General features: G+C 39.2%; 11 protein-coding genes. All 11 read right to left on the bottom strand.

The features are described from left to right. Window positions 1-24 precede the first annotated feature (24 nt). The gene (gene xerC, locus ACYQ03_RS10335; protein ID WP_459909771.1) at window positions 25-921 is read right to left on the bottom strand and encodes a tyrosine recombinase XerC; all 897 of its coding nucleotides are present in this window, start codon (window positions 919-921) and stop codon (window positions 25-27) included. Between the two features lie 125 nt (window positions 922-1046). Continuing rightward, the gene (gene trmFO / locus ACYQ03_RS10330; protein WP_459909769.1) at window positions 1047-2372 is read right to left on the bottom strand and encodes a methylenetetrahydrofolate--tRNA-(uracil(54)-C(5))-methyltransferase (FADH(2)-oxidizing) TrmFO; all 1326 of its coding nucleotides are present in this window, start codon (window positions 2370-2372) and stop codon (window positions 1047-1049) included. Window positions 2373-2446: 74 nt separating this feature from the next. Beyond that, window positions 2447-4576: a type I DNA topoisomerase gene (topA, locus tag ACYQ03_RS10325; protein ID WP_459909767.1), complete on the bottom strand. Its 2130-nt coding sequence runs from the start codon at window positions 4574-4576 to the stop codon at window positions 2447-2449. Between the two features lie 111 nt (window positions 4577-4687). Next, on the bottom strand, window positions 4688-5791 hold the full coding sequence (gene dprA, locus ACYQ03_RS10320; RefSeq protein ID WP_459910798.1) for a DNA-processing protein DprA: 1104 nt from the start codon (window positions 5789-5791) through the stop codon (window positions 4688-4690). Between the two features lie 207 nt (window positions 5792-5998). Then, on the bottom strand, window positions 5999-6907 hold the full coding sequence (gene ligD / locus ACYQ03_RS10315; RefSeq protein ID WP_459909765.1) for a non-homologous end-joining DNA ligase: 909 nt from the start codon (window positions 6905-6907) through the stop codon (window positions 5999-6001). Between the two features lie 78 nt (window positions 6908-6985). Then, window positions 6986-8269: an ArsB/NhaD family transporter gene (locus ACYQ03_RS10310; protein WP_459909763.1), complete on the bottom strand. Its 1284-nt coding sequence runs from the start codon at window positions 8267-8269 to the stop codon at window positions 6986-6988. 152 nt (window positions 8270-8421) lie between these two features. Then, window positions 8422-9870 carry an SLC13 family permease gene (locus ACYQ03_RS10305; protein ID WP_459909761.1) on the bottom strand — a complete coding sequence of 483 codons (1449 nt, stop codon included), beginning with the start codon at window positions 9868-9870 and terminating at the stop codon, window positions 8422-8424. A 295-nt stretch (window positions 9871-10165) separates the two neighbouring features. Beyond that, window positions 10166-10525, bottom strand: coding sequence for a Na-translocating system protein MpsC family protein (locus tag ACYQ03_RS10300; RefSeq protein WP_459909759.1), 360 nt, complete (start codon window positions 10523-10525; stop codon window positions 10166-10168). A gap of 402 nt (window positions 10526-10927) precedes the next feature. After that, the gene (locus tag ACYQ03_RS10295; protein WP_459909757.1) at window positions 10928-11266 is read right to left on the bottom strand and encodes a hypothetical protein; all 339 of its coding nucleotides are present in this window, start codon (window positions 11264-11266) and stop codon (window positions 10928-10930) included. A 147-nt stretch (window positions 11267-11413) separates the two neighbouring features. Beyond that, window positions 11414-12697, bottom strand: coding sequence for an ArsB/NhaD family transporter (locus tag ACYQ03_RS10290; RefSeq protein WP_459909755.1), 1284 nt, complete (start codon window positions 12695-12697; stop codon window positions 11414-11416). Between the two features lie 121 nt (window positions 12698-12818). Further along, the gene (locus tag ACYQ03_RS10285; protein ID WP_459909753.1) at window positions 12819-14270 is read right to left on the bottom strand and encodes a DASS family sodium-coupled anion symporter; all 1452 of its coding nucleotides are present in this window, start codon (window positions 14268-14270) and stop codon (window positions 12819-12821) included. Window positions 14271-14314 lie beyond the last annotated feature (44 nt).

Here is a 14314-nt window from a genome sequence, read left to right as displayed (position 1 = left end):
TAAGCATCCCTTCCTCTTCCGCATCTAGGCCCTTGGGTGACTTGTTTTATAAACCATTTTTAATTTCTTTTTGGTTACATGGGTATAAATCTGAGTTGTTGACAATGAAACATGGCCCAACAGTTCCTGAACGGCACGTAAGTCGGCCCCGTTATCCAGCAAATGGGTAGCAAAAGAATGTCGAATTTTATGCGGGCTTACATTCAACTTTACTCCTATTTCTTGGCAATATTTATCAACAATTTTTCGTATGCCCCTGTCACTTAACCTAGAACCTTTGTAGTTAAGAAATACTGCCTTGCAGTCTTGACTAACCATTTGGTTTCGTACAACTCTATAATACTCTTCCAATGCTGCAATAGCTTTTTGATGTATTGGTACAATCCGTTCCTTGGATCCTTTTCCCATTACCCTAATATAGCCTGCTGATAAATCAATATGTTCCAGATTGAGGGCAACCAGCTCGGATACACGTACTCCACTGGCATAGAGCAGTTCTAATAATGCTCTATTCCTTATTCCTAGGGGCGACTGATCAGGTGTCTCAACCAATTGCTCTATTTCGTCCTCATATAAAAATGTTGGTAGTCTCTTTTCTTTTTTGGGATTAGCTACTCGGAGCATAGGATTATTGGTAACTAAATTTTCAATTGATAAAAATTTAAAAAACGCTCGCCAGGAGGCAAGTTTTCTAGCCACTGTTGCTCTGCTTAATTTTCTTTCCTTTAGGTGCGATAAAAAGTCCCTCATCAGTGGACCATCAATTAAGGAAGGACTTAGGTTTTCAATGGGTTCCTTTAATATTAGAGAAAAATAATCTAACCCATCAAACAAATCCTTCTGATATGCACCTATGGTGTGACTGGAAAAATTTTTCTGGAACTTTAGATAATAGATAAAATTATCAATTAAATTATACATTTCACTACCCAAACAATTTCTTTGTCGAAATTTGCAATATAATAAAATATATCACAAGGCTTTTCGAAATTGCAACTACCTTTTGACAATTTGCCATTTTTAAATTGTTATTTACTAAAGATAAATTAAATGCTAAAAATTTTTTCTTTTTCAATCCATTCGGTCAGTTTACTTAGTGCCCTTTGGGCATGGGCTTGTCCTCTTTCCCTTTTTCCTTTAATTCTAACGGGTAGTTCTGGGAAAAGGCCCAATGTAATATTCATTGGTTGGAAATTCACCTCGGTAGCCGTAGTTATGTAGTTGATTAATGCACCGTGGGCAGTTTCTTTTGGAAAAACCAGTAAATCCTTTTGTTGCACCATATGAGCTGCATTTATACCTGCAATTAAGCCAGCTGCTGCAGATTCTACATAACCTTCTACACCTGTAATTTGCCCTGCAAAAAATATTCTTGGATTACTTTTCATTTGTAAAGTAGGTTCTAAGAGAACCGGAGAATTGATATATGTATTCCTGTGCATAACCCCATAACGGACGAATTCAGCATTTTCCAAACCTGGTATTAAGCTAAATACCCTCTTTTGTTCTCCCCATTTTAAATTTGTTTGAAAACCCACCAAGTTAAAGAGTGTACCTTCGGCATTATCTTGTCTTAGCTGAATAACCCCGTAGGGCCTTTTACCAGTTCTAGGGTCCGTTAGTCCCACAGGCTTTAATGGTCCGTAGAGTAGGGTTTCTTTGCCTCTGGAAGCTAGCACTTCCACAGGCATACATCCTTCAAAATGCACCTGTTTCTCAAACTCTTTAAGGGGAGCCCTTTCTGCATGGATCAATGCATCATAAAAAACTTCGTACTCATCCTGATTCATGGGGCAGTTTAGATAGGCCTCTTCCCCTTTGCCATAGCGTGATGCTCGAAATACCTTTGTCATATCAAGAGATTCAAGGGTCACTATAGGAGCCGCAGCATCATAAAAATAGAGATACTGCTGACCAGTCAGCTTAGATATTTCATGGGATAATGCCTCTGAAGTAAGGGGACCAGAGGCCACTATAGTAACTGGCCCTTCGGGTAACTTAGTCACTTCCTCCCTATGAACTTCAATCAAGTGATGTTTTTCCAACAGCGTGGTAATATGTTGCGAAAAGCCTTCCCGGTCAACTGCCAATGCACCACCAGCAGGTACTCTATAAGCATCTGCAGCAGAAATAACCAGTGAGTTAAGTTGTCTCATTTCTTCCTTTAGTAATCCTACTGCATTTTCTAAGGCTGCTGCCCTTAGGGAATTACTACAAACTAGTTCTGAAAAATACGGTGTATGATGAGCCGGGGGATATTTAATAGGTCTCATTTCATAGAGTTCTACAGAAACACCTCTCTGAGCCAATTGCCAGGCCGCCTCCGAACCAGCTAGACCAGCTCCGATGATTGTCACCCTTTTTTCTGTCATTTTTAGTAGCCTCCTAATATGGGTAAGAAAAGTGAGAAGAATGCTGATAAGCCAGTCCTTCTCACTCCAGTATTCTATTTCTTAGTTTTTTTCTTTGATTTTTTCTTGCTGTCTTCGGCCTTGGCACTATTATCTCCTTTACTTGGACACTGTTCATTTATACACTGTAGTACCTTTTCTTTGGCCTTAGATTTCTTTTCTACCATCATTTCCCCACACTGGGGACATTTCTCTTTGGTTGGCAGATCCCAGGTCACGAACTCACACTCAGGATAACTACTACAGCCATAAAATTTTCTTCCCTTCTTGCTTCGCCTTAGTACCATCTCACCCGTACATTTTGGACAACCTACACCCGTTGGTTCAAGTAAAGGTTTTGTATTGCGGCACTCAGGAAATCCGGGGCAAGCTAGGAATTTTCCAAATCGACCCAGTTTAATAACCATGTTTCTACCGCATTGTTCACATACTTCATCGGAAACTTCATCGGCAACTTGTACTTTGCCAATGGCCTCCTCAGCTGTCTCTAGACTTTTAGCAAAAGGCCCATAAAAATCCTTTAATACACCATTCCAGAGTTGCTCTCCCTCTGCTATTTGATCAAGCTTTTCTTCCAGATCAGCGGTGAACTCTATGTTAATAATATCCGGAAAATGTTTTTTCAATAAGTCTACTACTATAGCTCCTAATTCTGTGGGATAGAATTGCTTGCTCTCTCTGACCACATAGCCCCGTTTTTGAATAGTCTCTACAATGGGAGCATAAGTACTGGGACGCCCTATCCCTTTTTCCTCCAACACCTTTATCAGGGTAGCATCAGTATAACGAGGTGGTGGTTGTGTAAAGTGTTGCTTTGGAGACAAGGACTTGGCCTCTACTTTATCATCCTTTAACAGATCGGGAAGTATTTTTTCTTCTTCCTTACTGCCATCATCATTACCCTCTATATAGACTTGCATAAAACCTGGAAATTTAACAATAGATCCGGTGGCCCTAAACACATAATCCCCAGCAGTAATATCCATGGAAGTGGTATCAATTAGAGCCGGAGCCATTTGACTGGCTAAGAAGCGTGCCCATATCAATCTATACAATTTAAATTGGTCATTGGATAGAAATTGTTTTATGCTTTCTGGATCACGATTTACAGAGGTAGGTCTTATGGCCTCATGGGCATCCTGTACCTTACCTTTGGCTGAAGTTTGCCTTGGTTGCTTTGGGATATAGGCTGGCCCAAAACGTTCTATAATAAATTCTTTGGTCTCCTGTACCGCCGTTTCAGACACACGGGTTGAATCGGTACGTATGTAAGTTACCAAACCCACTGGACCTTCTTTTCCTAATTCAATACCTTCATAAAGCTGTTGAGCCACAACCATTGTTTTACGAGAAGTAAAATTAAGTTTTCTAGAAGCTTCCTGCTGCATTGAACTGGTTATAAACGGAGCTGCAGGGTTACGCTGTTTCTCTTTTTTGGAGATATTGGTAACGATGTAATTCTGGCCCTTCAGGTCATTTAGGATGTTATCCATTACTTCTTGGTTGGGAATATTTATCTTTTTACCCTTATATTTATGAAGCTTGGCTTCAAAGGGTGATTTTCCAGATTTTACAAACATGCCTGGGAGGGTCCAATATTCTTCGGGTATAAAGGCGTCTATTTCTTCTTCCCGGTCACAGATTAAACGCATAGCCACAGACTGGACCCTTCCAGCTGACAACCCCTTTTTGACCTTACGCCAAAGAAGGGGGCTTAAATTATACCCAACTAACCTGTCCAAAATTCTTCTAGTCTGTTGTGCATTAACCCTATCAACATCAATTGGACGAGGGTGCTTAACAGCATCCTGTATAGCATGTTTGGTAATTTCATTAAACTCAATACGACAAGGGCTATCTTCATCTATTCCCAATAGTTTTGTTAAATGCCAGGCTATTGCCTCACCTTCACGATCAGGGTCAGAAGCCAGTAATACTCGATCTACTTTTTTTACAGCAGACCGGAGTTCCTTTATAATATCTCCTTTACCTCGAATGGTTATATATTTAGGAGAAAAAGCATTTTCTGCATCAACACCAAACTGACTCTTTGGCAGGTCTCTTACATGACCCATGGATGCTTTTACTGTATAGTTTCTACCTAAATATTTACCAATACTTTTCGCCTTAGCAGGTGATTCAACAATTACTAATGTTTTACTCAAATCGGTACACCCCATTTACTCCTGCTCTCAGATGTAGATATAGAGTCTATTGCAGACCCCCTACTACTTTTACAATGTATCAATATTCCTAATTTTTTAGAACTGTTTTTCCTATAATCTTGCATCAATATACATTTTTCCTGGAAGGCATTTAATTATCCCTTTTATTTCTAAAAGTGTCAAAGCTGCTGCAACCTCTTCAGGAGCTAGCCTGCTTAAAATGATTATCTGCTCCAAGGATAAAGGAACATCATTAAATAATTGGTGAACAATCTTTTCATGGCCGTCTAAATTATCTATTTCAAATTGTTCAGTTGCTTGGCCGATTTCCCTTGTCTCAATTCCTAGCTCGTTAATTATGTCTAAGACATTTATAATCAGGGCTGCTCCCTGCTGAATTAACTTATTAGTACCGGTACTTTTGGGATTGTTGATGTTTCCTGGAACGGCCATAACTTCCCTTCCCTGCTCAAGGGCAAAATCTGCTGTAATTAGGGCACCGCTTTTTTCAGCAGCTTCCACAACTAAAACGGCATTACTTAAACCGCTAATAATTCGATTGCGACTGGGAAAGTGCCAAGGCTGAGGCATCGTACCCGGAGGAAATTCTGTTATTATGGCACCATTTTTAACAATTTCTTTCATTAATTTTTCATTTTCACGAGGATACACAATATCCGGGCCACATCCCAGAACGGCTAAGGTTACCCCATTGCTTTGCAAAGCCCCATGATGGGCAGCGCTATCGATTCCCCTGGCCATGCCACTGATAATTACAATACCTAACCTTGCTAGTTCACTTGAAAAGTTTTCGGTTATCACTAGACCATTGGGAGAGGGTTTTCGGGATCCAACCATTGCTAATCTAATATTACACTCATTGGGCAAGTTACCCCGTACGAAAATTGCTGGCGGAGGATCGTGGATACTCTTCAATAAATAAGGATAGTTCTCATCATCTATGGTAATTACTTTACCATTAATTTTTTCAAGATATTTATCCAGCTTATCAAACTGTATATTATTTCTCCGCTGTACTAATTTCCTAGCACCCTGGTTTCCTATGTATCTTATGTCCTGCAGGTCTCTCTCAGAAGCTTGCCAAGCAGCTTCAGGTGATCCAAAGTGATGAATAATATCCCATACTCGCCGCCCACTGCCTGGCAAAAGAATCTGCCAGCCAACCCAGTAAAGACGTTTATCCAAATTCCCCACCCCAGATATCGGATTTCTACCACTTTCGGGATGCAAATTGGATTTTCCTTCCATCCTGGATGTTTTTATTAAACAATTTTATATTAACCACCTATATTCATAAATTTACGTAGCACTTACTAATTCGTAAGGTTAGTTTCCTAATATGCCCAGGGTCCATGGCCTTTTCTATGTTTTAAAGCTGAAGGCTGATGGTGAAAGCTATTTTTATACTAACTTTAATACATGGGATATATCCTGGGGGTTTTGCAAAAGGTCGTGATGTAAGTCCCCCCAAAATTTTAGACGATTAAATATCGTGTAAAGGTTAAAATCATCTGGTAACAAGCTTAATTGTTCAATTTCTTCCCACATCACCGGCGTAGATATGGGTGCTCCTGGAATTGGTCGTAAACTATAGGTCCAGGCCATACTTTTGCCCCGGGTATTTTGTAAATAATCTACGTAGACTTTGCTTTGATCCCTTTTGGCTACAGTCCTTTCGATGGTGGCCTTATCTGAAAATGTATCAACAACAATCTTTGCTATTAGCCCCATGGCCTTTGTAACTTGCTGAAAGTTAAATACAGGTTTAAGTGGAATAAATATATGAATACCTGTGGCTCCAGAGGTTTTGGGATATCCCCTAAGTTTTAAATAATCTAAAACTTTTTTTATAACTAAGGCGACTTCTAACACATCGCTAAAACTTGCCTTTTCCCCAGGATCCAAGTCAATAATAGCGATATCTGGATACTCAATACTATCTTTTTTTGATAACCAAGCATGGATCTCAACGCAGCCCTGGTTGGCCAACCATGCCAGTGTGGCCGCATCCTCACAGGTTATGTAATTTACCACTTTATCCGAATGACTAATCGGAATAGTTTTTATCCAATCAGGAGCATAATCAGGACATTCTTTTTGATAAAAAAAATCTCTCTCAATACCATTTGGGTAACGTTTCATAACTAGAGGCCTATCTTTTATATAAGGAAGTATATACGGCGCAATGTCCGTATAATACTTTATCAAGTGTGCTTTGGTCAAGCCCTCGGGCCAGATTAACTTGTCTAAATTTGAAAGTTTAACATTTTTATCCTGAATTTTAACATCGGTTACAATTGTAGTGGCCATCCCTTCGCCTCCCTCCTTTTCTTTATCTTTACCCCAACTATCAAAAAATAATAGCTCGGCAATATGCCGAGCTATTATTTAAGTTAAATAGAAGAAATACAAGTAAATAGAAGAAATAATTATTGATACAATCATTAAGGGAAAAGCCACTTTCATGAAGCCAAGAAAAGTAAATTTAACTCCTTGCTTCTCAGCCATACCAATCACGACTACGTTGGCGGAGGCACCAATAATTGTACCATTGCCACCCAGACAGGCACCCAGGGACAGAGACCACCAGAGAGGGTCGAGGTTAGTCATACCGCCTAAACGACCCATATCTTGAATTAACGGAATCATAGTAGCCACAAAGGGAATGTTATCCACAAAGGCTGAGGCAATGGCAGACAGCCAGAGAATTAACATACCCGTAGTAAGCAGTTCTCCGCCAGTTATTTCTAGTGCCTTAGCTGCAATCCATTCAATGATTCCAACCTCTACCAGACCGCCAACTAATATGAACAGACCAGCAAAGAAGAAAATAACCGGCCACTCAACTGCTTCAAGGGCGTGTTCAGGTTCTTGACGGGTAATCAACAGCAATAATGCCGCCCCGGCCAGTGCCACAGTAGCGGATTCCAAGTGCAAGGACTGGTGTAATAGGAAGCCGCCAATGGTTACAGCAAGAACAAACAGTGATTGCTTGAGTAGCTTATGGTCTTTTATTTCATCATTTTCATTCATATCCATAATGTTCTTTTTTAGTTCTTCACGAACGTTAAAGGAATTTTTATAAATCATTTTTAGCAGAAAAATAGTTACTATCATAATTACAACGACTACGGGAAGTAAATTTACAACAAAATCCATAAAGCCCAAGCCTACAGCAGAACCAATCATAATGTTAGGTGGGTCACCGATTAGAGTAGAAGTACCCCCTATATTTGATGCGAGAATTTCAGCTAATAGGATTGGCATAGGGTTAATTTCCAAGGATCTAGCAATGGAGAAAGTAACGGGTACAATCAATAGTACGGTAGTAACATTATCCAATAGGGCTGATAAAACGGCAGTTATTAAGGATAATGCCACCATGATGGCCAGTGGTTCCCCTTTACTATATTTGGCAGACTTTACTGCTAAATACTCAAATACTCCTGATTGCCTAGTAATTCCCACAATAACCATCATACCTACTAGCAAACCAATGGTATTAAAATCGATATGGTGAATTGCCTCTTCTTGATTTAAGATACCAGTAATAATAAAAATCATAGCGCCCACTAGGGCGATTACTGTTCTATGGATCTTTTCTGAGATAATAATGGCGTAGGTTAATAAAAAAACAACACTAGCTAATATGACTTGACTGTTTCCTTCCATCTGCGTCTCCTCTCCTATAGTTATTTGAACATCAGACCCTTACTGCCATCAATAATTATATTCCTGAAATAGAACCTTTACAAGAATTTTGTCGAAAGACTTCTTATTTATATGAGACACACTGGTTTTATAAACCAGTGTGTCTCTGAGGACTAATGTATGACAGCAGGGATACCAATAATCGGCCAAAAAGTTAGAGAGAAGATGGCAACCAGTGCTAGAATCGTTAAGCTAGCAGGAATTCCGGTCATAAAGAACTCACCTGTACTAAATTGCTTAGATTCATAGGCAATGGCATTGGGAGCTGCTCCTATTAGTAGAAGGAAGGGCATACCTGCCATTGCTACCGATGAATATAAAACTACCTCAGGGTTTACACCCAAATATTTGGCAATGACTAGAGCAACGGGCAAGCAGATAGAGATAGCGGCTACGTTCATTATAAAGTTAGTTAAAATTAGTACTAAGAAGGATATGCCCAAAAGGAATACTATCCAAGGAGCATCCTCGATAATGGAAAGCCAGCTAACTGCCATCCATTCTGCGGCACCGGTTTGCCAGAGGGCAAAACCAATACTCATAGCACCGGAGAATAATAACACGATGTTCCAGGAAATTGATTTCTCCAGTTCTTTTACTGTTAGTATTTTGGTTACAAAGAAGATTAACCCTGCTGCCAACAGAGGAATTGAACGATCCATGTTCTTCAAGAAAGGAACGTATTGTTTAAAGATTAGGGTACAAAGAGCTAGAGCCACCACTGACACCACAAAGATTTCCTGTTTAGTAATAGGACCCAGCTTATCAAGCTCTACTTGGGCTCGCTGTCTCAAACCAGGCACCTTTAGTTTTTCTGGTTTATATATAGTAATCATTAATAAAAATACCAGGAAAACGGTTAGCCAGCCAAAGGGGGCTAAGGCAGCAGAAAATTCAAGAAAACCAACATCTTGACCGGTGAATTCTTTATAGAAGCCTACTGCAGCAGGGTTACGGGCCCCGCCCATCATAGTACAGATACTTCCAGCACCCGCTGTAAAGGCCATTCCCATAAATAGTGCTTTACCAAACTTACTGGGTTTGGTTGTGTCTTCACCATATAACGCTAAGATTGACAGCAGAATTGGAAACATCGCTCCAGCTACAGCAGTATGAGCCATCACGTGGGTTAGTAAAGCAGTAAGGACAAATACACCAAGTAATATCTTTCTTGTATCTTCCCCTACTACCACTAACATTTTATAGGCTGCTCTTTTGGTAATACCACATTGGGTAAAGGCAATACCTACTAATAAAGAGCCGAGGATAAACATTACTGTGGGGTCCATAAAATCCCTAAATGCATCGTTTGCACTGCGGATACCAAATACCGGCTGTAATATACCTATGGCAATACTGGTAACACCAATGGGTATTACCTCAAACACCCACCAAATACCTGCCAATAAAAACAAACCTATGCCAGCTTTACCAGATTGGGATAATTCAAAGGATTTCCCCATTGGGTCAATGGCTGGTGCCAATTGAGGCATAAAATTGAATAAAAGCAATACTGCAAAACCTAAAAATACAAAGAAATATCTTTTTACCTCTTTACTCATGCAAATCACCTCTCGTTAATATTAAGGTGCTTAGTTCATTTACTTTTTCAAAGAGTTTTACTAAAGAGACCTTGTATATTAATAATTCTACTAGTGCGCCTTTTACTGTGTTTAAATTACCCTAGCCTCCTTTCCTAAAAAATAAAAACCAACGTTATATTGGGTATTTCTGTGAAATAACCAATATAACGTTGGTTTACTTTATACCTAGCCTTTACAGCTCTGTATCCTGCCTACCAACATTCAAATATTATTAACTCGCCGCATGCCCTAAACAACATTTAGCCAGTTTAGTTTATTTGCATTTTTTCTCAAGGTCTGTATTTAGGATAAAAACCTCTATCTGTTCTCCCGTTCGAATACTAATATCTCCATGACTGCTCATAACCTGACACTTGGTAATATCCGAAATTATTTTTTCTATTCTTTCAAGGTAGGATTCCCTAAGTTCCATTCTTAATTGTTTTACCAAGGCGCGACCCTTATTACTACTACTAACATGTTTTTCCTCTTTAGTTAATACACCCCTAGAACGAAGTACCACCATATCACGGCAAATCATAGCTTTTGTGATTTCAGGCCCTCGCCCTACTAATTCCCTTTGAAATTTAATAAAGGCCTCACAAATTTGTTTTTCTAATAATTGCTGACTCAAATGGCCGTCCCCCTTTGTAGCAATACACTAACTATATTAAAAGGTGCTATTTAAATTGTTATTTTTCACACAAACCATATCATGTGAATGACAAAACTATCTCAATCTAAGGTTTAATTTTGATAAATCACCAATATAACCTATTTCATTTTCAAACATATCTATTTGGCAATTTAACTTTTTACTGACAATTCCCTATGTCTTGTAATGACAACTGTTTGTGTCTTTAAATTACAAATTTAAAATAATTATGTACAGCCTGGATAATCACCTTGTTCCATTATTAATTATACTTATCTCTTAATTACTTTAATTAGTTGCCAAATTCTTAGTTTTAAACTTTTTTAGATAAAAAGACCCTGTCTCATTCTCATTGAGAAGGAGCAGGGTATTGGGTGTGTTTTAATTTTCACAATCCTTTTCCATTAAATAATTAAATGAAATTAGTGGTATTCTGAAACCACACCTGTAAGCTAATTGATAAATAATTATGTTTTTTAAAAATAAGTATTGCTTATATTGTTTGCGCTGGTATTCTTGCACCTGGTTCAAAATCATTAATAATCCTAACTCTACCAACTGAGAGTCAGATTTCAATTTATAAAGTCCGCCCCCAGATCTGCCTGGATAGATAGTTAAAGGTCTTTCTATGGGCAGTCCCATTTCTTCTAACTCCCTAAGATATCGATAAATATGTCTTTTACTAACACCACAAATATTTGCTAAATGTTCCAGGGTCACCCCCTCTGCATTAGAACCTGAGCGGAGTTCCCTTATTACAATAGCAAGGTTTTCTTCGTGATTATGTTTTCCACGCTTATGTCCAGGGACAAGTGGTTTTATGACTTCCAGAGGACATCACTCCTCCAAATACCAGTTTGACTAATATTAACTCAAATAAAAGAAGTATAGATATATGGTTGATATAATAATTGATACCAGCATAAGAGGAAAGGCAACTTTCATAAATCCTATAAAAGTCCACTTGATACCACGTTTTTCTGCCATTCCTGCCACCACTACGTTGGCAGATGCGCCAATAATCGTACCATTGCCGCCAAGGCAGGCACCCAAGGACAAAGACCACCATAGGGGATTAAGGTCGGTGATACCACCTAATCTCCCCATATCTTGGATCAATGGAATCATGGTAGCCACAAAGGGAATATTATCAACAAAGGCAGATGCGATGGCTGATAGCCAAAGTATCAACATGCCCGTGGGTAATAATTCTCCACCGGTAAATCTTAAAGCTTCTTTAGCAATCCATTCTATTACACCCACTTCTTCCAGAGAACCAACAAGAATAAAGAGACCAGCGAAGAAGAAAATAACGGGCCACTCCACCGCAGCCAAGGCATGCTCTGGTTCAGCACCTGTGATAAGTAGTAATAATGCTGCTCCTGCCAAAGCAATGGTAGCAGATTCTAAGTGGACATACTGGTGTAGCAGGAAACCACCAATGGTTAAACTGATGACGAATAAGGATTTCTTTAATAATGTAACATCCCTTATTTCATCCTGGGGATTCATAGCCATAATGTTTTGCTTTAACTCTTCTCTAACCACCAGTTGTTTTCTGTAAATAATCTTTAAAAGAAACACTGTGACAGCCATAATAACTATAATTACTGGGGTAAGGTTTATAACAAAGTCCATAAAACCAAGGCCTGTGGCCGAACCAATCATAATATTTGGTGGGTCACCAATGAGGGTTGAAGTACCCCCAATATTAGATGCTAATACCTCGGAAATCAAAATAGGAGATGGATTTATTTCCAGAGCCTTGGCAATGGAAAAGGTCACTGGAACAATTAGAAGCACAGTTGTTACGTTATCCAATAGGGCAGACAAAATTGCCGTAATGATCGATAAAGATACCAATATGGCTAGGGGCTCACCCTTACTGGTTTTAGCTGCTTTTACAGCCAAATATTCAAAAACACCAGAATTTCTGGCAATACCAACGATAATCATCATACCAACCAAAAGGCCTATGGTATTAAAATCAATTGCCTCTACGGCCTTTTCCTGATGAAGTACACCCCCGACAATGACTATCATTGCACCCAAAAGTGCGATAACTGCTCTATGAATTTTTTCTGAAATGATAATAGCATAAGTCAGTAAAAAAACTGTTGTAGCAAAAATCACCTGGCTGTTTCCTTCCACAATTCTCCCTCTCAATCTGAATTAGTTATAGGGGTTCGTTATGTCGACACACCTGAAATTATACTCCAGGTGTGTCAATAGTCAACGAAATTTTACTTAGAATAAGGGGTTGCTGCCAACTTTAATGTAACAAAGGTGACATCCCAATTAATGGCCAGTAGGTAAAGGTCATTAATACTAAAATACATAGAAGCATAGCACTTGCTGGTATACCTGTTTTAAAAAATTCGCCAGTAGTAAATTGCTTGGATTCATAAGCCATGGCGTTCGGGGCTGCACCAATTAATAACAAGAAGGGCATTCCGGCCATTGCGGTGGCACCATAGAGAATTAATTCGGGGTTTACCCCTAAATATTGGGCAATAACCAGTGCAACCGGCAGGGTGATGGCAATGGCTGCAACGTTCATAATAAAGTTAGTTAAGATCATTACCAGGAAGCATATACCCAAAACGAATATTAACCAATGAGCATCCACCAACATGGCTAACCATTTAACAGCTATCCACTGGGCAGCCCCAGTCTGCCAGAGACAGAAACCAATACTCATAGCACCTGAGAAGAGTAATACAATATTCCAGGGTATTTTCTTTTCTAAATCTTCTACCGTTAAGATGTTTGACAAGAAGAAAAGTAATCCAGCCAACAGTAACGGTACGGAACGATCCATTGTTTTTAAAGCCGGAACTATTGCTTGGAGAACCAGCATTGATAATGCACAGAATACAACAATACCAACAAAGATTTCTTGTTTGGTTACTGGGCCAAGTTTTGCATATTCAGCCCTAGCCTTCTCCCGAAGACCAGGAATCTTTGTTTTTTCAGGTTTATAAATAATCAGTAATAATGCCCAGATCAAAAACACAGTCAACCAGCCGAAGGGTGCCAAATGTGCTGAAAATTCAAGGAAAGATACCTCTGTCCCGGTAAACTCTGTATAAAAACCTACTGCAGCAGGGTTACGGGCACCGCCTAAAAGAGTACAAATACTACCAGCACCTGCTGTATAGGCCATACCAATAAACAGTGCCTTACCAAATTTACTAGGTTTACCATCCGGGTTTTCACCGTATAATGCTAAAATTGCTATTAATATGGGAAACATGGTGGCTGCCACAGCTGTGTGAGCCATAATATGGGTTAATAAAGCAGTTATAACAAAAACCCCAAGCAAAATCTTACGTGTATCCTCTCCCACTATATCCAACATTTTATAAGCAAGGCGTTTGGTAATACCAGCCTTTGTAAAGGCTAAACCGATTAGTAGCGATCCTAAAATAAACAATACTGTGGGATCCATAAAGTCTCTAAAGGCTTCTTTTGCCGGTCGAATTAAAAATAATGCCTGAACTACACCTATGGCAATACTTGTAACACCAATGGGAGTTACTTCAAAAACCCACCAAATCCCAGCCAATAAGAAAAGACCAATGGCAGCTTTGCCTTCCTGAGAAAGTTCAAAAGCTTTACCTGAAGGATCAATTGCCGGGCTAAATTGTGGAGCTAAATAAAAAGCTAAGAAAAGAGCAACCCCAATAAGAATAAACATGACTCTTTTTATATTATTGCTCATATACCCACACTCCTTTACTAACATTTAGATATTAGATGTCTATA

Source organism: Desulfotomaculum defluvii (genome assembly GCF_054657375.1).
This window is presented reverse-complemented; position numbering and strand designations above follow the sequence as displayed.